Source organism: Mesorhizobium sp. M0239 (assembly GCF_040321815.1).
Taxonomy (GTDB): Bacteria; Pseudomonadota; Alphaproteobacteria; order Rhizobiales; family Rhizobiaceae; genus Mesorhizobium.
Window position 1 is genome coordinate 59,875 of sequence record NZ_JAMYSG010000020.1, and the last position, 20,461, is coordinate 80,335.

The following is a 20,461-nucleotide window of genomic DNA, read 5'->3' on the forward strand; positions in this document are numbered from 1 at the left end:
TCGCCTGTCGTCGAGTTGCGGCAATACACGCTGAAGCCCGGCCGGCGCGACACGCTCATCGGCATCTTCGACGGCAGGCTGATCGAGGGCCAGGAGGACGCCGGCATGAACGTCATCGGCCAGTTCCGGGACCTCGATCGGCCTGACATGTTCGTCTGGATGCGCGGCTTCGACGGCATGGATGCGCGGAAAAATGCTCTCGCCGCTTTTTATGGCGGGCCGGTCTGGGCGGCGCACAGTGATGCGGCCAATGCGACGATGATCGATTCCGACGATGTGCTGCTGCTCAAGCCGGCGTGGCCGGGCGCAGGCTTCGACCTCGCGGGCGCGCAGCGGCCAAGCCTGGCCGATGACGAAAAACCCATTCAAAACAAACCGCTGACCGGCATCGTTGTCATCGCGATTCATCATTTGCAGCCCGGCACAGAGGCTGATTTCGCCACTCGCTTCGAGACTGAGACGGCGTGCCTGATGACGGCCGACGCACGCCTGCTCGCCGCTTTCGTTACGGAGCATGCCGAAAACAGTTTTCCGCGCCTGCCGGTGCGGGCTGATGAAAACGTCTTCATGTCCGTCACCGGCTTCGACAACGCAGAGGCGCATGCCCGCCACAAAGCCGCTCTCGCCGCCTCGCCGACATGGCAGGCCTTTTGGCAGGCCGCGCAAGCTGGTCTGACCAAACCAACGGAGACATTGCGGCTGTCGCCCACATCGCAATCGTTGGTCGGGCGTTAGACTTCAAATGCCTTGACTATGGCCTTCGCGACCAGGGCCGGATCTTCCCAATGCGGGTTGTGGCCACAGGCCTCGGCGCGGACGAGGAGAGCTTCAGGAAGAGCGGACCGCAACGCCTGCTGGTGCGCCGCGCCGAACAGCGGGTCGCAGGCGCCGGCGATGATCAGCGTCCGGGCCTGCACGGCCCGCGCAGCATCGGTCAGGTCGGCGCGGCGGATTTCCTCGAGAATCGCGCGCCAGCGCGGGATCGGCATCGCCGAGGCCTCTTGCGCCAAGCCGGTGAGAAAGGCTGCGGGCACGTCGGGACGACAGGCATGCCACCAGGCATAGAACGGATCGGTCGGCGATATCGGATCTCGCAGGGCCTCGACGCTCACCACCAGCGGATGACCCGGCGCGAAATCGGGCTTCAACGTGCCGGCCAGGACCACCAGCCCGCCGATCAACTCCTTGTGCCCCGCAGCCAAAGCGACAGCCACCATGGCGCCCAGCGAATGGCCGACGACGACCGGTCGGTCGAGTTGTAAACTCTGGATCAGCCCGGCGATATCCTCGGCAAGATCGGCGATGCCGCAGTTCTTGCCAGCCTGCGAGGCGCCGTGGCCGCGCAGATCCGGCATGATCAGACGGCGGCCGGCCAGATATGGCGCCAGAAGCGAAAAACTGCGGCTGGTGTCGGTGAAGCCGTGCACCAACAGAAGTGCCGGCTCGGCGCCCGATATCTCGACATAGGCGATGTCGAGATCGCCGACAGTGACGAATTGCTTGCGGCTGGCCCAGGCGCCCTGCTCCGCCATCACATCCTGCTTCGGCAAGCCATCGAGCGCGGCCGCTCTCACAGGCCGAGCTTTTCCTTGACCGCGGCGAGGCCCGGCTTGCCGTCAAAAGTGGTGACGCCGGCGAGCCAGGCGTCGAGGCGGCTTTTGTTCGCCATGATTGGCTTCAGCGCACCGTCCTCCGGCTTCATGCCGTCATTGATCAGATAGCCCATGCCGACATTCTCGAAATCGATGTCGAAGACGAGATTCCTGAGGAATTGCGCGACGTTCGGGCACTGCTCAAGATAGCCCTTGCGCACCTGCGTCGTTACCGTCGCGGCACCGAAATTCGGGCCGAAGAACTTGTCGCCGCCGGTCAGATATTTGAAGTCGTACATCGTGTTCATCGGATGCGGCGCCCAGCCCTGAAAGACGATGAACTGCTTTTCCTTGATCTCGTAGCCGACCTCCGACAGCATGCCGGCCTCGCTGGACTCGACCACCTGCCAGCCGTCCAGGCCAAAGGCGGGATCGGCGATGGCGTCCATCATCAACTGGTTGGAGCCGGGCTCGATGCCGTACATTTTCTTGCCGAACTTGTCGGCGAATTTGTGCAGGTCGGAAATGTCCTTGACGCCGGCATCCCAAGCGTAAGTCGGGACGGCGAAGGTGTATTTGGCACCTACGAGATTGACGCGCACATTCTCGACAGAGCCGTCCTTCTTGTAGGGCTCGTAATAGGTGACCATGGCCGGATCCCAGTAGCCCAGGAACAGGTCGAGGTCCCTGTTTTTCATGCCCTCGTAGATGACGTTGATGCCGAGCACCTGGCTTTGCGGCTGATAGCCGAGCGCCTCCAACAGGACGTTGGCGACCCCGGTGGTGAAGGCAAGGTCGTTCCAGCCGGGTTCGGCCATGCGGATCGTCCTGCACTCTTGGCCCTCGGCCGCCTGAGCCGCATGAGAGGCCAACATGAGGGCGGCCAAACAGACGCCGTTTGCAAGGATGCGCAACATTTCGGTTCTCCTCATTGTCGTCAAATTGACCAATTGGTCTTTTTATTGTCCCATGGGTCAATTCTTGATCTGAGCGGACGGAAATGTCAACGTGGATTCGCGATGCATGGACCGATCCCGTGAAACTCAAGCGTCTCAGTGAGATCCGCCGCAAGGAGCTGCGGCAGGCGGCCTTCGCGGTGCTGGAGCGCGAAGGCATTGCCGGTGCGACCCTGGAAAAGGTGGCGGCGCAGGCCGGTGCCTCCAAGGGCATCGTGCTGCACTATTTCCGCAACAAGCAGGAATTGTTCGAGCACGCGATGCGCGAGGCAAACGCCGTCCTGTGCCAGGCGGTGATCGCGCGGCTTCGCCGGGCGCAGACGCCGATGGAGCGCATGGATGCCGTGATCGAGGGCAATTTCGAGGAGCATCTGTTCCAGCCGCCTCTTTGTCATGCCTGGCTTTCGCTCTGCGCCGAGGTGCCGCGCGACGAGAAGATGGCCCGTATCCAGCGGGTGATCCATGCGCGCATGCGCTCGAACCTGTTGTCGGGCCTGCACGGCCTCGCCTCGCCTGGAGATGCCGACGACATCGCGCTTGGCGTCACCGCGCTGATCGACGGGCTTTGGCTGCGGCTCGGCCTGCAGCCAGGCAGCGTCTCGCGGGAACAGGCGGTCCGTCAGGTCAAGAACTATGTCGCGGGCCGGCTGGCCATGCGGGAGCCCGTCACCGAAGTTCATACCGTGGGATAGGCGGTAGTGGGTCAGTTTGAAATTTGATGCCGCGAATGCCGTTGTCGTGACCCGCCGTGAACTCCTATATGCTTACAGAAAAGTATGGGACGGCGTATGACAATCGAGTGCATAGCCCCGCCGAATGCACTGGTGCGCGGAAAGAGTGGATCGAAGGTAATCCAGACATCAAGCACGTCAGCACGTCATTTGCCGAACGCCAAAACCGGACTATGCGGATGCATATGCACCGCTTCACGCGCCTGACCAACGGCAGTGGAAGCTCACGCCAACGCCGTTGCCCTGCACTTCATGTATTACAACTTTGTCCGCATTCATGCTTCATGCGCATGACGCCCGCGATGGCCGCCGGCGTGACTGGCAAGCTTTGGGAGATTAGCGATATCGTTGCGCTGATCGAGGCGAAGGAAGCCGAAAAGCCAGCGGCTCGGGGGCGTACCGAAAGAAAGGTGTCTCAACTGATTGATCCTCAACCCATCACGAATGAAAATATCCTGAGGGTTCTTTGCATCGTCCTCGTCGAAATTCGCGCGACCGATGATCTATCCAGAGCTCGTATGCTCGCGGATTCATTTCACAACGCACCGGCCATGATCGCCTCTGGCGCCGGTCCGCAGGATACCTGGGCAAGTGTACTTGGAACCGCTCGCAGGCTTGATATGGAACGATATGTCGTCTCACTGCTGAGCCACGTTCAGGCGAGACAGATTTCAAACTGACCCACTACCGGATAGGCTGGCCGCTTGACCTCGCCCGCTGATATGCGGTGCTCTCGCGGCGGCCAGAGCAGCCTTGGAGCGTCGAATGAGACTTCACAACAAGCGCGCGCTGGTCACTGGTGGGTCGGACGGTATCGGCCTGGCGATCGCAGAAGCCTTTTTGCGCGAGGGCGCGGACGTGCTGATCGTCGGCCGCGACACCAAGAAGCTCGACGCCGCCCGCAAGCAGCTCGGCGGCAATATCGAGACGCTGTCGGCCGATCTTGCCACATCGGCCGGCATCGCAGCCGTCGTCGAGCAGGTGAAAAATTCCGGCCGGCCTCTCGATATTCTCGTCAACAATGCCGGAGTGGCTTTCCTGGTGCCGTTCGAAACCGTCAGCGAGGCGCAGTTCCAGCAATCCTTCGCGCTGAATGTCACTGCTGTGTTCTTCCTCACACAGGGCCTGCTGCCGCATCTGGCGGCCGGCGCATCGGTGATCAACATCTCGTCCTATTTCGCCAACAAGATGATCCCGAAGCGGCCGTCGAGCCTCTATTCGCTGTCGAAGGGCGCGTTGAACTCGCTGACCAAATCGCTGGCCTTCGAACTCGGCCCGCGCGGCATCCGCGTCAACGCCATCGCGCCGGGCACGGTCGACACCGCCATGCGGCGCAAGACCGTCGACAATTTGCCGGCCGAGGCAAAGGCGGAGCTGAGGGCCTATGTCGAGCGCAGCTATCCGCTCGGCAGAATCGGCCGCCCCGACGACCTCGCCGGCATCGCGGTCTATCTGGCCAGCGAAGAGGCCGCCTGGACCAGCGGTGGCATTTTTTCCGTGGACGGCGGCTATACGGCGGGGTGATCCGTCCGGGCGCCACGCCAGGCGTCGGCATTTTCGGCGGCGCCGCTTTCCACAAATCCGAGTGCGCCTACCGCCTCCAGGATCTGATCGCGAACCCAGCGATGGGGTGGCTCGTCGTCGTGGCGCGCGTGCCAGTACATCCTGATTTCAGGAACAGCAATGGGAAGTGGCGGTTCGAAGATGACGAGCGGCATGGTCTTGGCCGCCCAAACCGCGAACTGCCTGGGAACCGCCGAGAGGTGGTTTCCGGTTGCCACGGCCAATGCGACAGCCTGAAAGTGCGGCAGGGTCAGGCTTACACGGCGCGTTCGTCCGATCTTGCGGAGCGCCTCGTCGGTGGACCCCGACATCGAGCCATCGATAGAACGAAGAATATGGGGCAGTTCGCAGAAGAGGTCGATCGGTAGAAGCTCGCCTTCCATGATCCCCGCCTGCCTGATCGCAGCGTTGTCGCTCGCGGCGATGATGGCGAATGGTGAATGGAACAGAGGCGTGCTTGAGACCCAGTCGGAGACCTCCAGCGGACGCTCGAGCGCTACGTCGATTTCATCGTCCTGGAGCAGCCGCGAGACGTCGCCGCGCGCGCTGTCGAGAAACCTTAGCGACGCGCGCGGCGCGGCACCCGCGATGCGCGCCGCTAAAGTTGGCATCAGCATCATGGAAAAGAAATCCGCACCCATGAACGTGAAGGTTCGCTCCAGTTCCACCGGATCGAACGCCTTGGCCGAGTGGAAGACGCGTTCGATTTCACGAAGCGCCACGCGTAACGGCTCGGCCATGCTCTCGGCGCGTGGCGTCGGCATCATGTCATTGCCCCGTCGCACGAACAGCTGGTCGTTGAGGAGATGCCGCAAGCGATTGAGCGCAGCGCTGACGGCAGGCTGGCTGAGGCCGATCTGCTCGCCGGCACGCGTAACGCTTCTCTCCCGCAGAAGGGCGTCGAACACCCTGATGAGATTGAGGTCGAGCGCGTTCAAATTCATCGCATCAATTCGCCCCATACGATCATTCGATTTCCGTTGTCGGCATATCCCTGGCTAGATCGTCATCGGCCCAGCAGGCACAGGCAACAGGAGGATCAGACGGCCATGACAATGACCCCCGGCACGATCACAGGCAAGGAACTCTTCTGGTTCAACAACACGCTTGTCGCGATCCACGTCTCGTCGGCGGCAGGAGAGGACGGCACCTGCGTCGTCGAGCATCGCATGCCCTATGGCGACTCCCCGCCCCTGCATGTGCATCGCAGGGAGGACGAAGTGTTTCACATCCTGGACGGGAGACTGCGCTTTCAGATCGACGGCCACGAACGCATTGCTGAAGCCGGCGAAACCGTCATTGCGCCGAAAGGCCTGCCGCACACCTACCGGGTCGAATCGCGCGAAGGCGCGCGTACGCTCACCATCACGCGCGGTTCGGATTTCGAGACGATGCTGCGTCAGGCGAGCCGTCCCGCCGAACAGCCGGAGGTGCCGCCGCAGATGCAACCAACACCGGAAATCATCGCGGCACTGGTGCAGCTCTGCGCAGAAAACGGCATCGACATTGTCGGTCCGCCGCTAGGGTGAGAGGCCGAAACCGCGCATTCTTTCCCTTCTCCACTTGTGGGAGAAGGTGGCCGCGAAGAGGTCGGATGAGGGTGTTCCAGCTTGGCGCCGACGGCACTCCGTCACCCACCCCTCAACCGTCTCGGCGCTGCGCGCCGATCCACCTTCTCCCACAAGGGGAGAAGGCGAGAAGCGCCGCACCTTCAACCGATTTGCATCCTCGCCGCCCGCAATCTCCGCTTGAAGCCGTTTGTGCAACGCGATACGCCGTTGCCGACTTCGACAAGGAGAGACCCGTGACCGCTGCAAAGACCAGAACCGAAACCGACACGTTCGGCCCGATCGAAGTCGCCGCCGACCGCTATTGGGGCGCGCAGGCGCAGCGTTCGCTCGGCAATTTCAAGATCGGCTGGGAAAAGCAGCCGGCATCGATCGTGCGCGCGCTGGGCATCGTCAAGCGGGCCGCGGCCGAAGCCAATATGGACCTTCAGCGGCTCGACCCGGCGATCGGCAAGACGATTGTCGAGGCGGCACAAGAGGTCATCGACGGCAAGCTCGACGACCATTTCCCGCTCGTGGTCTGGCAGACCGGCTCGGGCACGCAGTCCAACATGAACGCCAATGAGGTGATCTCCAACCGGGCGATCGAGATGCTGGGCGGCGTCATGGGCTCCAAGAAGCCGGTGCATCCCAACGACCACGTCAATATGAGCCAGTCGTCGAACGACACCTATCCGACGGCCATGCACATCGCCTGCGCCGAACGCATCGTGCACGAGCTGTTGCCGGCGCTGAAGCACCTGCACAAGGCGCTCGCCGCCAAGAGCAGAGAGTTCAATCACATCATCAAGATCGGCCGCACGCACACGCAGGATGCCACCCCCCTCACGCTTGGCCAGGAATTTTCGGGCTATGCCGCGCAGGTCGCCTCGTCGATCAAGCGCATCGAGCTGACGCTGCCCGGCCTGCAGGAACTGGCGCAGGGCGGCACCGCCGTCGGCACCGGCCTCAACGCGCCGGTCGGCTTCGCCGAAAGGGTGGCGGATCGCATCGCCACCATCACCGGCATTGCCTTCGTCACCGCGCCGAACAAGTTCGAGGCGCTGGCGGCCCATGATTCCATGGTGTTCTCGCATGGTGCCATCAACGCGGCGGCCGCAGCGCTGTTCAAGATCGCCAACGACATCCGTTTCCTCGGTTCCGGCCCGCGTTCGGGCCTCGGCGAACTGTCGTTGCCGGAAAACGAACCGGGCTCGTCGATCATGCCGGGCAAGGTCAATCCGACCCAGTGCGAGGCGCTGACGCAGGTCTGCGTGCAGGTGTTCGGCAACAATGCAGCACTCACCTTCGCCGGCAGCCAGGGCCATTTCGAACTCAACGTCTACAACCCGCTGATGGCCTACAATTTCCTTCAGTCGGTGCAACTACTCTCCGACGCCTCGGTCTCCTTCACCGACAATTGCGTCGTCGGCATCGAGGCGCGCGAAGACAACATCAAGGCGGCACTCGACCGCTCGCTGATGCTGGTGACGGCACTGGCGCCGACCATCGGATACGACAATGCCGCCAAGATCGCCAAGACCGCGCACAAGAAGGGCACCACGCTGCGCGAGGAAGCGCTTGCCACCGGGCTGGTCAGCGAAGCCGATTACGACCGGCTGGTGCGGCCGGAGGACATGACGCATCCGGGGTAGGCAATTCCGGGAAAAATGTCTTGTGGTTTTCCGTCCGGAATTGCGTCAGCCAAAAGCCCAGTATTCCGCGCGGGAGAATTTACTCCCGTCGCAACCTGACCCGAAGCAAATTTTGCGCGGGCCGCCCGATCACGGAAACGTAAGTACTGTGAACAATGTGTCGCCAGTCTGGTGGCTTTGGTGAACAGTCGGCTTGCTCTATCTCCCCGGTATCAACCCATCCCGGAGAGCCACCATGTCCATCAACACTTCAGTCGCCGGTTCCGGCGCATCCAATGCCTCGACCACCATTCTCCTCGGCCGCGTCCTGCTTGCCGTCATCTTCCTGCTTTCAGGCTTTGGCAAGCTGACCGCCATCACCGGCACGGCCGGCTATTTCGGCAGCCTCGGCCTGCCCTTGCCGACCGTAACGGCCATTGTCGTCGGCCTGATCGAGCTTCTCGGCGGCCTCGCCATCCTCGTCGGCTTCAAGACCCGGATTGTCGCCTGGGTGCTGGCGATCTTCACGGTCGCTACCGGCTTGGTCGCCCACACCGGTTGGGCTGACCAGATGCAGATGATCCAGTTTCTCAAGAACCTCGCCATCGCTGGCGGCTTCCTCGTGCTGGCTTCCTCGGGCGCTGGTGCCTATTCGATTGACGCCAAGCGCGGCTGAGCCAAAAACTGGCAATAGCCGAACGAAAGAGCGGCGCGGAATTTTCGCGCCGCTTTTTCGTTGTTGGTACATGCCCGCCGATCTGTCGGCCGGAGTTTTCTGATAGGATCGAGGCTATCGGAACGAGGCCGGCCGGCGGCCAACAACGGAGGTGAACATGCCCCGCGACGCGCTGCTCCTGCTCTCCCGGTTGCTGCTCGCCGCCCTGTTCGTGCCTTCCGGTTTCCAGGCATTGAGCGACATTGCGGGCACGACAGGCTATTTCGCCAGCCTCGGCCTGCCGCTGCCGGCACTTGCCGCCTGGGGCACGGGACTGTTCGAACTGATCGCCGGGCTGCTCATCCTGGTCGGTTTCCAGACCCGGATCGCGGCGCTGCTGCTCGCCGCCTTCTGCATTGCCGCCGGTTTCATCGGCCACTATGGCCAGGGCGGCGGCGACGCGATGCTCGCCTTCCTGCACCAGCAGATGCTGATGAAGGACATTGCGATAGCAGGCGGGTTCGTTGCGCTGGCGATGGCTGGCGCGGGAGCCTGGTCGGTCGACGGGCGCGGTTTGGCCTGACGGACTGGGTTGGAAACGTCGACGGGACAGCACCCCCCTCTGTCCTGCCGGACATCTCCCCCGCAAGGAGGGAGATCGGATGTCATCCAGGCTTTCGCCAATCTTCAATGTTGCAAGAAAAAAGCACCGACGACGAAGCAGCCAATCTCCCCCCTTGCGGGGGAGATGTCCGGCAGGACAGAGAGGGGTGTGAAGAAACTCGACCGAGCAGGTTCTAATCCGCTCTGCTCCGACTCTATTTCACCGACCCACTGGGCCCACCCTCGACGGCCAGCACCAGCCGGCGGTTGGTTATCCTTGCCAGTTGCGCCAGGCGCCCGGCCGGCCGCTCGCCGTAGAGATCGGCCAGCGATGCCGGCAGGACCAGCGCCAGCACGCCGTTGGCGCGCTGTTCCCATTTCAGCCTGGGCATGATGCCGGGCATCGACGCCGTCAGCAGGTAGACGACGCGCATCATCGCGGCGAGCACGCGCGCCCGCTCCAGATAACGCGGCGACGCCAGCGCCTTGATCTCGGGGGCGATGGCTTCGTTGAAGATGCCGTCGTGACGATAGGCGTTGGCCATTGCCAGGAAGGCACGGCCGGGATGGTCGACGCCGAAGAAGGACGCATGCGCAATGATGTTGAGCGATTGCTTGCCGCGATATTCGGGATGCGCGCGCCAACCGATGTCGGCCAGCAACGCGGCCGCGTGGCGGTAGCGCGCCTCGTCCTCGGTCTCGTCGATGCCGAAGGCGGCAAAGGTTTTGGCGGTCCAGTCGACGAGCTCATGCGCATGGGCGACGGAGCGTGAGCGCAGGCGGGCGAGTTCCTCCGAGGCCGAAATCAGCGGATCGGCCTTCTGCTCCGCCTCGTCGAGCAGCGAATAGAGAAAGCCTTCGCGTACACCCAGAGCCGAAACGATGATCTTCGACGGCTGCATCGCCGCCATGATCTCCTGCAGCACGACGGCGCCATAAGGCAGCAGCGAACGGCGGTTCTTGGAAACGCCTTCGATGCCCTTGACCTTCTCGATCTCGGCCTTGGCCACCTGCTTGAGGAAATTCGCCGCGCTTTCGGCCGATATCTCGTAATGGTGCATGACGCCAAGCGGATAGTTGGTCATTTCCATGTGCAGCCGGGCGAGATTTCGCCAGGTGCCACCGACGGCGTAGAAGGGCCTGCCCTGCCCGCCTTTCAACAGCTTGGCCTTCGCCAGTTCGTCACGCGCGATCTTCGCCGCCTGAGCCAGCGAGTTCTTCGCCATGTCCTGCAGGCGCAGACCGCCCAGCGGCAGCGTGATGCCGTCACCGATCGCTTCGCCGCTGACGTCGACCAGCTCGAGGCTGCCGCCGCCCAGATCGCCGGCGATGCCATTGGCCGGATGGAAGCCGGAAATGACGCCGAGCGCGGAATAATAGGCTTCCTGACGGCCGCTGATGACACGGATTTCGGTCTTCAGCACATCCTCGGCGCGGTGGATGAAATCGGGGCCGTTAACCGCCTCGCGGGCCGCGGCGGTGGCCAGCACATACATATGCTCGGCGCCGGCCTGGTCGGAAAGCGCACGAAAGCGACGGAACTCCTCCATCGAGCGCGTCACCGCCTCGGGGTCGAGCTTGCCGGTCGAAACGATGCCCCGGCCCAGACCAGCCAGCATCTTTTCGTTGAACAGCATGGTCGGCGAACGCGCCAGCCCCTCATAGACGACGAGACGGATCGAGTTCGATCCGATGTCGATGATGGACAGCGGTCGGCGGTCCTGCAGCCGGCCCTGGGAATCAGACAGCATCAGCCGGACGCTGCTGCGTTCTTCTTGCGGCGCTTGAACTGCGCGATGCGCTTGGGCGCATGCGACTTCAGCGCGTCACCCCGTCCCGACAGGCTCGGATTGGTCATGAAATATTCCTGCGCGTTGAACGGTTCCTCGCCCTCCTCCAGCACGACGCGCCGGGAGGTTCCATCAGCCAATACGTCGAAACTTTGCTGATTGTCCATGATGTTGCCCAGCATGATCTGGCCAAGGATCTGTTCATGCACAGTTGGATTGGTGATCGGCACCATGGTTTCGACGCGGCGGTCGAGATTGCGCGGCATCAGATCGGCCGAGGAGATGTAGACGATCGCCTCGTCCGACGGCAGGCCATGACCGTTGCCGAAGCAATAGATGCGGCTGTGCTCGAGAAAACGGCCGACGATCGATTTTACGCGGATGTTTTCCGACAGGCCCGGAACCTGCGGCCTCAGGCAGCAGATGCCGCGCACGACCAGGTCGACCTCGACGCCGGCGCGGCTGGCATCGTAGAGCGCGTCGATAATGATCGGATCGACGAGTGCGTTCATCTTCATCCAGATGCGCGCCGGTTTCCCCTGGACCGCGTAGGCAATCTCGTCGGCAATGTGCTTCAGGATGCGGCTTCTCAGCGTGAACGGCGAGATCGCCAACCGCATTTCGTCCGTCGGCTCGGCATAGCCGGTGATGAAATTGAAGAGCTGGGCGACATCGCGGGCGATCGTCGGATCGGTGGTGAAGAAGGACAGGTCGGTGTAGATGCGCGCCGTTACCGGATGGTAGTTGCCGGTGCCGAGGTGCACGTAGTTGCGCAGCTTGCCGTCCTCGCGCCGCACCACCAGCGACATTTTCGAATGGGTCTTCAGTTCGAGAAAGCCGAACACGACCTGCACGCCGGCACGCTCCAGGTCGCGCGCCCAGCGGATGTTGGCTTCTTCGTCGAAGCGCGCCTTGAGCTCGACCAGCGCGGTGACCGACTTGCCGGCCTCGGCCGCGTCGACCAGCGCACGCACGATCGGGCTGTCGTTGGAGGTGCGGTAAAGCGTCTGCTTGATCGCCACCACTTCCGGGTCGGCCATCGCCTGGCGCAGGAACTGCACCACGACGTCAAACGATTCGTAGGGGTGATGGACGACGATGTCCTTCTCGCGGATGGCGGCGAAACAATCGCCGCCATGCTCGCGGATGCGCTCGGGAAAACGCGGATTGTAGGGCGTGAATTTCAGGTCGTCGCGGGGAACGGCGACGATCTCGGAAATTTGGCTGAGCGCCAATGGACCGGTCAAGACGCTGATGCGGCTGGACGACACGCCAAGCTCGCCGGCGACGAAGTCGCGCAATTCGCCAGGCATCAGCCTGTCGAATTCGATGCGGATCACCGAACCGCGCCGACGCCGCTTCAGCGCCGTTTCGAACAGGCGCACGAGGTCCTCGGACTCCTCCTCGACCTCGATATCGCTGTCGCGGATGATGCGGAACGTGCCGGAGCCCTTGACCTCGTAGCCGGGGAAGAGCTTGCCGATATAGAGGCCGACCGCCTCTTCCAGCGGGATGAAGCGGACATGATGCTTGCGGTCCGGCAGACGGATGAAGCGCTTCAGCGCCACCGGCAGGCGCAGCAGCGCGCTCATCTCCTCGCCGTTCTTGCGATGGCGCAATTGCAGCGCCATCGAGAAGCCGAGATTGGGAATGAACGGGAACGGGTGCGCCGGATCGATCGACAGCGGGGTCAGTACCGGGAAAACCTGCTCCTGAAAATGGTCTTCCAGCCAGATTTTCTCGTCCTTGGTCAGCGCATCGCGGGTGATGCTCTCGATGCCTTCCTTGTTGAGCAGCACGGTGAGCGCCGAAAGGCTCTTCTGCTGGTCTTCCTGCAGCCGCTCGACCTCACGCAGCAGCTGTTCGAGCTGCTGTTCGGGGGTGCGGCCGTCAGGGCTCTTCAGCGTGATGCCCTCGCGCACCTGGCCGGCGAGGCCGGCGACGCGCACCATGAAGAACTCGTCGAGATTGGCGGCCGAGATCGACAGGAAGCGGACGCGCTCCAGCAGCGGATGATTGAGGTTGAGCGACTCCTCGAGAACGCGCCGGTTGAACTGCAGCCAGGAAAACTCGCGGTTGACAAACCGGTCCGGATTGCCGCCCTCCGGGCGGGCCACCTCGACATCCACGAATTCGTTCTGCACCGGCTTCAGTTCGTTCATGATTCCCGCTCTTCCACACCGTCAGCCAGCTAAAGCGCCGCGCGTCATTCAGGACGCGCAAAGGACGCTCTACCACTCCAAGGCGACGCATGGTCCTTGCCGAAAACCGGTGTCGGTCTTCGGGGCCATGCGTTAACCGGCTTAACTTATCCTCTGACAGGCTTTTGCGACAGTTTCATTTCATCGAACTTGCAAAGAGGCCTGATATGATCCAGATGCAGACGAGACTGCGTTAAGGAGACGACGATGGCAGGCGGTTCCATTCCCCATTTTCAGAACGATGCGGGCTATCAGGCAATCGACATCGGCGTGAAGGAATTCATGTGCACGGGCGCCAATCCGCCTTTCGACCACCCGCATGTGTTTCTGGACATGGGCGACGACAACGAAAAAGTCTGTCCCTATTGCTCGACGCTCTACCGCTATTCGCCGAAGCTGAAGGCAACCGAAACGCTGCCGGCCGGCTGCATCTACATCGATCAGGCCGCCTGAGTCTTTCGCGACCAGCCCGATGACCGACACGCGCTCCCGGCAAATTGTCATCGCCGGGGCAGGTGTCGCCGGATTGACCGCAGCCCTTGCATTCGCCGAACGCGGCTACCCTGTTCGGGTGTTCGAACAGGCGCAGCGCCTGGAAGCGGCAGGCGCCGGCATTCAGCTTTCTCCCAACGCGACACGCATCCTTCGCCAGCTTGGCGTGCTCGACCGGCTGCTGCCGGCAGCGGTGCGGCCGGAAGCCGTGGTGTTGAAGGAGGCCGCGACCTTGCGCGAACTGGCGTGCGTGCCGCTGGGGCAAGCCGCCGAAACGCGCTGGCAGGCACCCTATCTCGTCGCGCACAGGGCCGATCTGCAGCGCGCACTGACCGCGCGCGCTGCCGAGATACCGGATATCCATCTCACCACCGGCGCCCGCATCAGCGGCGTTGACACCGGCCCGCATGGCATCACCGCGACGGCCGAGATCGGTGGCAAAACCGTCGAGGCGGAGGGTTTCCTGCTGGTTGGGGCCGATGGCGTCTGGTCGTCGGTGAGCGCACTTGTCGATTCGGCCAAGGGGTCGGCTTCGCCAAGAAACCATTTCTCCGGCGAACTGGCCTGGCGCGCCACCGTCGCGGCCGAGAGCGCCGCCGGTCAGAGCTTTGCCGCCATCGGCGCCAGGGACTGCGTCACCACCTTCCTGCATCCCGGCTTCCATATGGTCGCCTATCCCGTCAGCAAGGGTGCGGCCTTCAATCTCGCGGCCTTCACCAAGGGCGACCGCATTGCCGAGGGCTGGTCCGGCAACGCCGACGCCGGGATCCTGAGCAGCGCCCTGCGCGGCACCGCGGCAGAACTTGCCCGTCTGGTCGAGCAGGCCGGCCCGTGGACGGCGTGGCCAATCCATACTGTCGACCCGCAACAGCCCTGGACAACACCGAACGGCATTGCGCTGATCGGCGACGCCGCGCATGCGATGACCCCGTTCGCGGCGCAAGGTGCGGCCATGGCGATCGAGGATGCAGCGACGCTAGCCGATATCATCGCCGACTTCCCCGCCGATCCTCTGGCCGCGCTTGCCGGCTGGGAGCAGTCACGGCGGCCGCGTGTCGCGCAGGTCGCCCGACGCGGCGCTGTCAACCGGCTGGCCTGGCATGCCTCGGGTCCAGTGGCGATCGCGCGCAATCTGTTCCTGAAAATGCGCTCGTCGGAAAAGCTCGCGGCGGATCTGGACTGGCTCTATGGGTGGCAGGCTCAGAAGATCATTCGACGCTGAGCGTACAAGCACAATCGGTTGGTGGGACAGCACCCCCCTCTGTCCTGCCGGACATCTCCCCCGCAAGGGGGGAGATCAGCCATCACCACTGCTTTCGCCAATCACCGACGTCGCGAGGGGAAGTGAGGCGTCGCAACTGCCAATCTCCCCCCTTGCGAGGGAGATGTCCGGCAGGACAGAGGGGGGTGTGAAGGAACGCGACGCCAATTCGCGGAATACCCACGCTAATTGTACAAGCTCATCGACAGGCCGAGCGATACAGGCAGCGGGTTCCACCAGCCGGTGCGCAGGCCGGCGATGCGCAAGGCCGCCGCCGTCCAGGTGTTGCAGCCGACCAGTGCGTTGAAATGGCCATTGGCTTCGTAGAAGCCGTCGAACCTCGAATAGGCTGCGTCCGGAACGAGGATCGGGCCTTCCGGTCCCCGCTGGAAACTCGCATCGATGAAATCGAGCAACGCCGTGAACCGATCCTCGGTGATGTCGAACCCCGCGATATCAGGGCGCGGTTCGACGATGTCACCGGCGACATCGACATGCATGACCGAGGCGTCGAGTGTCAGTGCCTTCATCACCGGCACCGCCTTCAGCTCGGACCATGTCGGCGTCTCCAGGTAGAAGGCGCGGCCGCCCCAGCCGAAGACGATGTAGCGGACCTCCGGCCTGTCGGCCGGTATGCCCGCGTCGACCAGGAAATGGAAACGCCGGCGCACGGCGTCATCGACCGGGATGGCGATATCGGTGTGGATCGGATTGTTCAGCACCAGGATGTGGCGCGTCGCCGCGGGCATGGCCGCGGCCGCCGGCCACAGCGGCCGTGGCACGAAGGTGCCCGTCGTCATGGCGAGTGCGACGACAACCAACAGAAGACCTAGAAAACGTCCCAGTCTTTTCATGAAAGGCGGCCCTGCAAACGCGCTCCGGCGCGACACGAACGCCCGCCTGTTATCCCATACGCAAAAGAGCCCGGCAGTGTTTCAGCCGGGCTCTTCGTGGCCGTCGAGGCCTAGTGCAGGATCTGCGACAGGAACAGCTTCGTGCGCTCGTGGCGCGGGTGGTCGAAGAACTCGGCCGGCGTGTTCTGCTCGACGATCTGGCCCTGATCCATGAAGATCACACGGTTGGCGACCTTGCGGGCGAAGCCCATCTCGTGGGTGACGCACAGCATGGTCATGCCTTCCTCGGCAAGACCAACCATGGTCTCCAGCACTTCCTTGATCATCTCCGGATCGAGCGCCGAGGTCGGCTCATCGAACAGCATGATGCGCGGGTTCATGCACAGCGAGCGGGCAATCGCCACACGCTGCTGCTGGCCGCCGGAAAGCTGGCCGGGATATTTGTTGGCCTGTTCCGGAATCTTGACGCGCTTGAGGAAATGCATGGCGATTTCCTCGGCCTGCTTCTTCGGCGTCTTGCGCACCCAGATCGGCGCCAGCGTGCAGTTCTCCAGGATGGTCAGATGCGGGAACAGGTTGAAGTGCTGGAACACCATGCCGACCTCGCGGCGCACCTCGTCGATCTTCTTGAGATCGTTGGTCAATTCCTTGCCGTCGACAATGATCTTGCCCTTCTGGTGCTCCTCCAGGCGATTGATGCAGCGGATCATCGTCGATTTGCCGGAGCCGGAGGGGCCGCAGATGACGATGCGCTCGCCGCGCATCACTTTCAGGTTGATGTCCTTCAGCACATGGAACTCGCCATACCATTTGTGCATGGCGATGATGTCGATGGCGACATCGGTGGTGGAAATCTGCATCTTTGCGGCGTTGACCTTGATCTCTTCGGCGCTGACGGCATTTTCGGTGGCCATGGCAGTGGGATCCCCTTGTTCTTTTGTTTAGCGTTTGTGGCCGGTGTCGAGCCGGCGTTCGGTGTACATTGAATAGCGCGACATGCCGAAGCAGAACAGCCAGAAGACGAAGGCCGCGAAGATCAGGCCGGACCTCGCCGTCTGCGCGGTTGCCCAGTTTGCATCGGAGAAATTCTGTTTGACGATGCCGAGCAGGTCGAACATCGAGATGATGATGACCAGGCTGGTGTCCTTGAACATGCCGATGAAGGTGTTGACGATGCCCGGGATGACCAGTTTCAGCGCCTGCGGCATGACGATGAAATACATTTTCTGCCAATAGCCGAGACCGAGCGAATCGGCACCTTCATACTGGCCCTTGGGGATCGCCTGCAGGCCGCCGCGCACCACTTCGGCCATATAGGCCGCGGCAAACAGCGACACGCCGATCAGCGCGCGCAGGAACTTGTCGAACGAGACACCCTCCGGCAGGAACAGTGGCAGCATGACGCTGGCAAAGAACAGCACGGTGATCAGCGGGATGCCGCGCACCGTCTCGATGAAGACGACGCACAGCGTCTTGATGATCGGCATCTTGGAACGGCGGCCGAGCGCCAGCACGATGCCGAGCGGCAGCGACACGGCAATGCCGACGAAAGACAGGCTGAGCGTTACCAAGAGCCCGCCCCAAAGCGAGGTCTCGACATGCGGCAGGCCGAACATGCCGCCGACCAGCAGGACGAAGGAGACGACCGGCAGCACGAAGAACAGCAGAACCGCATTCAGCCCTTTGCGCGGCACTTTCGGGATAAGCATCGGCACCAGCAGTGCCACGAACAGTATGGCGACCAAAATCGGCCGCCAGCGCTCCTCGATGGGATAGCGTCCGACCATGAACTGGCCGAATTTGGCGTTGACGAAAGCCCAGCAGGCGCCGGTCCAGCCATCCGGCTGGATGCCGCCTTGCGCCACCGTGGCGCATACGGTCCGGTCCGGTCCCGTCCACACGGCGTTGATGAACGCCCAATTGATGATTTGCGGCAGGATCATCGCCACCAGGGCGATGCCGACGATGGTCAAAATGGTGTCGCCGGCAGAAGCGATCAGGTTCTTGCGCACCCATGCGCCGAGGCCGGTGACGCTGGCGGGCGCCGGCTGCGCCAGCACCATTTCGGTTCGCACCCAGGACATATCATGTTCTTGCATGTCCTTACCTCACCTCTCCACCAGCGCCATCTTGGCGTTGAACCAGTTCATCACAAGCGAGGTCAGGAGGCTGATGGCCAGATAGATCACCATCATGATCACCACGCCTTCGACGGCCTGGCCGGTCTGGTTCAGCACCGTCCCGGCGGTCGCCGTCAGGTCCGGATAGCCGATGGCGATAGCCAGCGACGAGTTCTTGGTCAGGTTGAGATACTGGCTGGTCAGCGGCGGAATGACGATGCGCATGGCCTGCGGCACGACGACCAGCCGCAGGATCGATCCGGACCGCAAGCCCAACGCACCGGCAGCTTCCGTCTGGCCCGCGCTGACACCCCTGATGCCGGCGCGCACGATCTCGGCGATGAAGGCGGCGGTATAGCAGGACAGCGCCAGATAAAGCGACAGGAACTCCGGCCGGACCTGAAAGCCGCCGGCCAGGTTGAAAGTCGACTGCTTCGGGTAGTCGAAGCTCAGGGGAAAGCCGCTCAGCGCATAGGCGAGCAGCGGAAGCCCGACGATCAGCGCGGTGGACGTCCAAAACACTGGAAATTGCTGGCCGGTCGCCATCTGCCGTTGCCGCGCCCTGCGCGCGACGAACCACGCCATGGCGATGCCGACGAGCAGGGCGACGAAGATCAGCCATGAGCCGTCGCCCCACACGGCGCGTGGAAAATAGAAACCGCGCTGGTTGAGGAAGGAGCCGAACGGCAAACCGATGCTGTCGCGCGGCGCCGGCAACACGGCCAGCACGCCGGAATACCAGAAGAAGATGACCAGCAACGGCGGGATGTTGCGGAAGACCTCGACATAGACGGTGCAGATCTTCCTGATCAGCCAGTTCTGCGAGAGCCGGCCGATGCCGATGACGAAGCCGATGATTGTCGCGGTGATGATGCCGACGATGGCGACGATCAAGGTGTTGATGAGGCCGACCAGAATCGCGCGGCCATAGGTCGAATCCGACGAATAGGCGATCGCGCTCTCGCTGATGTCGAAGCCGGCGCGGCCCTTGAGGAAGCCGAAGCCTGAAGCGATGCGCAGCCGCGTCAGGTTGTCGATGACGTTGTGGGCAATCCACCAGACGCCCGCCACCAGCAGCACGACGACCAGCACCTGGAAGAATATGCCCCGGATTTTCGGATCGTTGATGAAGGAACCGCGGCTGGGCTCCTCGCGAAGTACGTCCTGCGATGCCATTCGACCGTCCCCTGGAAAGAGAAACCGGGAGGCAGATGATCTGCCTCCCGGATCACATTTCGATCAGCGGATCGGCGGCGCGTATTGCAGGCCGCCTTTGGTCCACAGCGCGTTGATGCCGCGCGCGATCTTCAGCGGGCTGCCCGAGCCGACATTGCGCTCGAACATTTCGCCATAATTGCCGACTGCCTTGACGATGTTGACCACCCAGTCATTGGAGACGCCGAGATCGGTACCGATCTTGGTATCGGCTTCCTGGCCGAGCACGCGCTTGATCTCGGGGCTGGCCGAGTTCTTCATCTCATCGACATTGGCCTTGGTGATGCCGAGCTCTTCAGCCTGCAGCAGCGCGAAATAGGTCCACTTGACGATGTGGTACCACTGGTCGTCGCCCTGGCGAACGGCCGGTCCGAGCGGCTCCTTGGAGATGATCTCGGGCAGCACGACATGGTCGGCCGGCGCTCCCAGCGTCAGGCGGATGCCATGGAGGCCCGACTGATCGGTGGTGTAGACGTCGCAGCGGCCGGCATCATAGGCGGCGTTGACCTCTTCCAGCTTTTCGAAGACGACGGGATTGTACTCCATCTTGTTGGCCTTGAAGTAGTCGGCGAGGTTCAGCTCGGTGGTGGTGCCGCTCTGCACGCAGACGGCGGCGCCCGAAAGCTGCAATGCCGAATTGACGCCCGGCAGCTTCTTGGCGTTGATCATGAAACCCTGGCCGTCATAGTAGGTGACGCCGATGAAATTCAGGCCAAGCGCCGTATCGCGGTTGATGGTCCAGGTGGTGTTGCGCGAGAGGATGTCGATCTCGCCCGACTGCAGCGCGGTGAACCGCTCCTTGGCGCTGAGCGGCGTGAACTTGACCTTGGAGCCGTCACCAAAGACGGCGGCCGCGACAGCGCGGCAGAAATCCGCATCGATGCCTTGCCAGTCACCCTTGTCGTCCGGCGCCGAAAAGCCGGCCAGGCCGGTGGAGACGCCGCACTGGATGAAGCCCTTCGCCTTGACGGTGTCGAGCGTGGCCGCCGACGCGGCGGACGCCATCAATCCAAGCGTGGCGGCGCCTAGAATGCCGATAGCAATATGTTTCATGACCCACAGACCCTTTTCTCTGTTTTTCAGGAGTAAATCCTGATTTTTTTCTCCCGTGTGAACGCGGCTCCCATCCCGGCCCATCCCGGAACCCCGCATCGTAACCGACGCGCCGCCTCCCGTTCACAAATGTCATCGAAGGCGATAATTCCTGTGAGGTCAAGGAAAATGACCGAAACCCAAAGAGTTTGAAA

19 protein-coding genes and 1 pseudogene are annotated in these 20,461 nt (G+C 62.7%); 10 read left to right on the plus strand and 10 right to left on the minus strand.

Annotated elements, in window-relative coordinates; all coding sequences use genetic code 11:
- The first annotated feature begins 15 nt into the window (after positions 1–15).
- Entirely contained in the window at positions 16–735 is a 720-nt protein-coding gene (locus NKI99_RS21320; protein WP_245273314.1) for an NIPSNAP family protein, read from the plus strand.
- Here the strand turns inward: NKI99_RS21320 and NKI99_RS21325 are convergent.
- On the minus strand, positions 732–1,574 hold the full coding sequence (locus NKI99_RS21325) for an alpha/beta fold hydrolase (protein ID WP_023814136.1): 843 nt from the start codon (positions 1,572–1,574) through the stop codon (positions 732–734). The two genes, NKI99_RS21320 and NKI99_RS21325, sit on opposite strands and share 4 nt — an antisense overlap.
- A complete protein-coding gene (gene choX / locus NKI99_RS21330) occupies positions 1,571–2,509 on the minus strand; it encodes a choline ABC transporter substrate-binding protein (protein WP_352611842.1) in 939 nt (312 codons plus the stop codon). The genes NKI99_RS21325 and choX overlap by 4 nt, the downstream gene beginning before the upstream one ends.
- Positions 2,510–2,592: 83 nt before the next feature.
- Here choX and betI point away from each other — a divergent pair, with 83 nt between their 5' ends.
- From betI to NKI99_RS21345, 3 genes and pseudogenes are all read left to right on the plus strand, one after another.
- A complete protein-coding gene (betI, locus tag NKI99_RS21335) occupies positions 2,593–3,240 on the plus strand; it encodes a choline-binding transcriptional repressor BetI (protein ID WP_352611843.1) in 648 nt (215 codons plus the stop codon).
- A gap of 56 nt (positions 3,241–3,296) precedes the next feature.
- A pseudogene (locus NKI99_RS21340) lies at positions 3,297–3,659 on the plus strand (IS1 family transposase); the annotation flags it as partial.
- A gap of 385 nt (positions 3,660–4,044) precedes the next feature.
- A complete protein-coding gene (locus NKI99_RS21345; RefSeq protein ID WP_352611844.1) occupies positions 4,045–4,803 on the plus strand; it encodes an SDR family NAD(P)-dependent oxidoreductase in 759 nt (252 codons plus the stop codon).
- On the opposite strand, the gene NKI99_RS21350 is transcribed toward NKI99_RS21345, so the two are convergent.
- Positions 4,788–5,786, minus strand: a complete 999-nt coding sequence (locus NKI99_RS21350) for a LysR family transcriptional regulator (RefSeq protein WP_352611845.1) — start codon at positions 5,784–5,786, stop codon at positions 4,788–4,790. The two genes, NKI99_RS21345 and NKI99_RS21350, sit on opposite strands and share 16 nt — an antisense overlap.
- A 111-nt stretch (positions 5,787–5,897) precedes the next feature.
- On the opposite strand from NKI99_RS21350, the gene NKI99_RS21355 reads away from it, so the two are divergent.
- The 4 genes from NKI99_RS21355 to NKI99_RS21370 all read left to right on the plus strand — a co-directional run bounded on the left by NKI99_RS21355 (position 5,898) and on the right by NKI99_RS21370 (position 9,261).
- Complete coding sequence (locus NKI99_RS21355; protein ID WP_023814131.1) at positions 5,898–6,371, plus strand: cupin domain-containing protein; 474 nt, start codon at positions 5,898–5,900, stop codon at positions 6,369–6,371.
- A 275-nt stretch (positions 6,372–6,646) separates the two neighbouring features.
- Positions 6,647–8,044 carry a class II fumarate hydratase gene (gene fumC, locus NKI99_RS21360; protein WP_352611846.1) on the plus strand — a complete coding sequence of 466 codons (1,398 nt, stop codon included), beginning with the start codon at positions 6,647–6,649 and terminating at the stop codon, positions 8,042–8,044.
- A gap of 235 nt (positions 8,045–8,279) precedes the next feature.
- Complete coding sequence (locus NKI99_RS21365) at positions 8,280–8,699, plus strand: DoxX family protein (RefSeq protein ID WP_127289105.1); 420 nt, start codon at positions 8,280–8,282, stop codon at positions 8,697–8,699.
- Positions 8,700–8,856: 157 nt separating this feature from the next.
- On the plus strand, positions 8,857–9,261 hold the full coding sequence (locus NKI99_RS21370) for a DoxX family protein (protein ID WP_352611847.1): 405 nt from the start codon (positions 8,857–8,859) through the stop codon (positions 9,259–9,261).
- A gap of 235 nt (positions 9,262–9,496) precedes the next feature.
- Here the strand turns inward: NKI99_RS21370 and ppx are convergent, their stop codons facing one another.
- Together ppx and NKI99_RS21380 are read right to left on the minus strand one after the other, a co-directional pair.
- Positions 9,497–11,032, minus strand: coding sequence for an exopolyphosphatase (ppx, locus tag NKI99_RS21375; protein ID WP_352611848.1), 1,536 nt, complete (start codon positions 11,030–11,032; stop codon positions 9,497–9,499).
- Complete coding sequence (locus tag NKI99_RS21380; RefSeq protein WP_352611849.1) at positions 11,032–13,233, minus strand: RNA degradosome polyphosphate kinase; 2,202 nt, start codon at positions 13,231–13,233, stop codon at positions 11,032–11,034. The genes ppx and NKI99_RS21380 overlap by 1 nt, the downstream gene beginning before the upstream one ends.
- A gap of 246 nt (positions 13,234–13,479) precedes the next feature.
- Between NKI99_RS21380 and NKI99_RS21385 the strand changes: the two genes are divergently transcribed.
- Both NKI99_RS21385 and NKI99_RS21390 read left to right on the plus strand, forming a co-directional pair.
- On the plus strand, positions 13,480–13,725 hold the full coding sequence (locus tag NKI99_RS21385) for a zinc-finger domain-containing protein (protein ID WP_023814125.1): 246 nt from the start codon (positions 13,480–13,482) through the stop codon (positions 13,723–13,725).
- A gap of 19 nt (positions 13,726–13,744) precedes the next feature.
- Positions 13,745–14,986, plus strand: coding sequence for an FAD-dependent monooxygenase (locus NKI99_RS21390; protein WP_352611850.1), 1,242 nt, complete (start codon positions 13,745–13,747; stop codon positions 14,984–14,986).
- Positions 14,987–15,210: 224 nt separating this feature from the next.
- Here NKI99_RS21390 and NKI99_RS21395 read toward each other — a convergent pair whose 3' ends face one another.
- From NKI99_RS21395 to NKI99_RS21415, 5 genes are all read right to left on the minus strand, one after another.
- Positions 15,211–15,879, minus strand: coding sequence for a TIGR02117 family protein (locus NKI99_RS21395; protein WP_352611851.1), 669 nt, complete (start codon positions 15,877–15,879; stop codon positions 15,211–15,213).
- A 110-nt stretch (positions 15,880–15,989) separates the two neighbouring features.
- Entirely contained in the window at positions 15,990–16,739 is a 750-nt protein-coding gene (locus NKI99_RS21400) for an amino acid ABC transporter ATP-binding protein (RefSeq protein WP_031213892.1), read from the minus strand.
- A gap of 81 nt (positions 16,740–16,820) precedes the next feature.
- The gene (locus NKI99_RS21405; protein ID WP_127289116.1) at positions 16,821–17,978 is read right to left on the minus strand and encodes an amino acid ABC transporter permease; all 1,158 of its coding nucleotides are present in this window, start codon (positions 17,976–17,978) and stop codon (positions 16,821–16,823) included.
- Positions 17,979–17,987: 9 nt separating this feature from the next.
- Positions 17,988–19,175 carry an amino acid ABC transporter permease gene (locus tag NKI99_RS21410; RefSeq protein WP_128305379.1) on the minus strand — a complete coding sequence of 396 codons (1,188 nt, stop codon included), beginning with the start codon at positions 19,173–19,175 and terminating at the stop codon, positions 17,988–17,990.
- Between the two features lie 63 nt (positions 19,176–19,238).
- Positions 19,239–20,267 carry an amino acid ABC transporter substrate-binding protein gene (locus NKI99_RS21415; RefSeq protein ID WP_352611852.1) on the minus strand — a complete coding sequence of 343 codons (1,029 nt, stop codon included), beginning with the start codon at positions 20,265–20,267 and terminating at the stop codon, positions 19,239–19,241.
- Positions 20,268–20,461 lie beyond the last annotated feature (194 nt).

Coding starts and splice junctions, on each gene's coding strand:
- choX (WP_352611842.1), bottom strand. CDS start 2,509: ATGTTGCGCATCCTTGCAAACGGCGTCTGTTTGGCCGCCCTCATGTTG.
- betI (WP_352611843.1), top strand. CDS start 2,593: ATGTCAACGTGGATTCGCGATGCATGGACCGATCCCGTGAAACTCAAG.
- NKI99_RS21345 (WP_352611844.1), top strand. CDS start 4,045: ATGAGACTTCACAACAAGCGCGCGCTGGTCACTGGTGGGTCGGACGGT.
- NKI99_RS21350 (WP_352611845.1), bottom strand. CDS start 5,786: ATGAATTTGAACGCGCTCGACCTCAATCTCATCAGGGTGTTCGACGCC.
- NKI99_RS21355 (WP_023814131.1), top strand. CDS start 5,898: ATGACCCCCGGCACGATCACAGGCAAGGAACTCTTCTGGTTCAACAAC.
- NKI99_RS21365 (WP_127289105.1), top strand. CDS start 8,280: ATGTCCATCAACACTTCAGTCGCCGGTTCCGGCGCATCCAATGCCTCG.
- NKI99_RS21370 (WP_352611847.1), top strand. CDS start 8,857: ATGCCCCGCGACGCGCTGCTCCTGCTCTCCCGGTTGCTGCTCGCCGCC.
- ppx (WP_352611848.1), bottom strand. CDS start 11,032: ATGCTGTCTGATTCCCAGGGCCGGCTGCAGGACCGCCGACCGCTGTCC.
- NKI99_RS21380 (WP_352611849.1), bottom strand. CDS start 13,233: ATGAACGAACTGAAGCCGGTGCAGAACGAATTCGTGGATGTCGAGGTG.
- NKI99_RS21385 (WP_023814125.1), top strand. CDS start 13,480: ATGGCAGGCGGTTCCATTCCCCATTTTCAGAACGATGCGGGCTATCAG.
- NKI99_RS21390 (WP_352611850.1), top strand. CDS start 13,745: ATGACCGACACGCGCTCCCGGCAAATTGTCATCGCCGGGGCAGGTGTC.
- NKI99_RS21395 (WP_352611851.1), bottom strand. CDS start 15,879: ATGAAAAGACTGGGACGTTTTCTAGGTCTTCTGTTGGTTGTCGTCGCA.
- NKI99_RS21400 (WP_031213892.1), bottom strand. CDS start 16,739: ATGCAGATTTCCACCACCGATGTCGCCATCGACATCATCGCCATGCAC.
- NKI99_RS21405 (WP_127289116.1), bottom strand. CDS start 17,978: ATGCAAGAACATGATATGTCCTGGGTGCGAACCGAAATGGTGCTGGCG.
- NKI99_RS21410 (WP_128305379.1), bottom strand. CDS start 19,175: ATGGCATCGCAGGACGTACTTCGCGAGGAGCCCAGCCGCGGTTCCTTC.
- NKI99_RS21415 (WP_352611852.1), bottom strand. CDS start 20,267: ATGAAACATATTGCTATCGGCATTCTAGGCGCCGCCACGCTTGGATTG.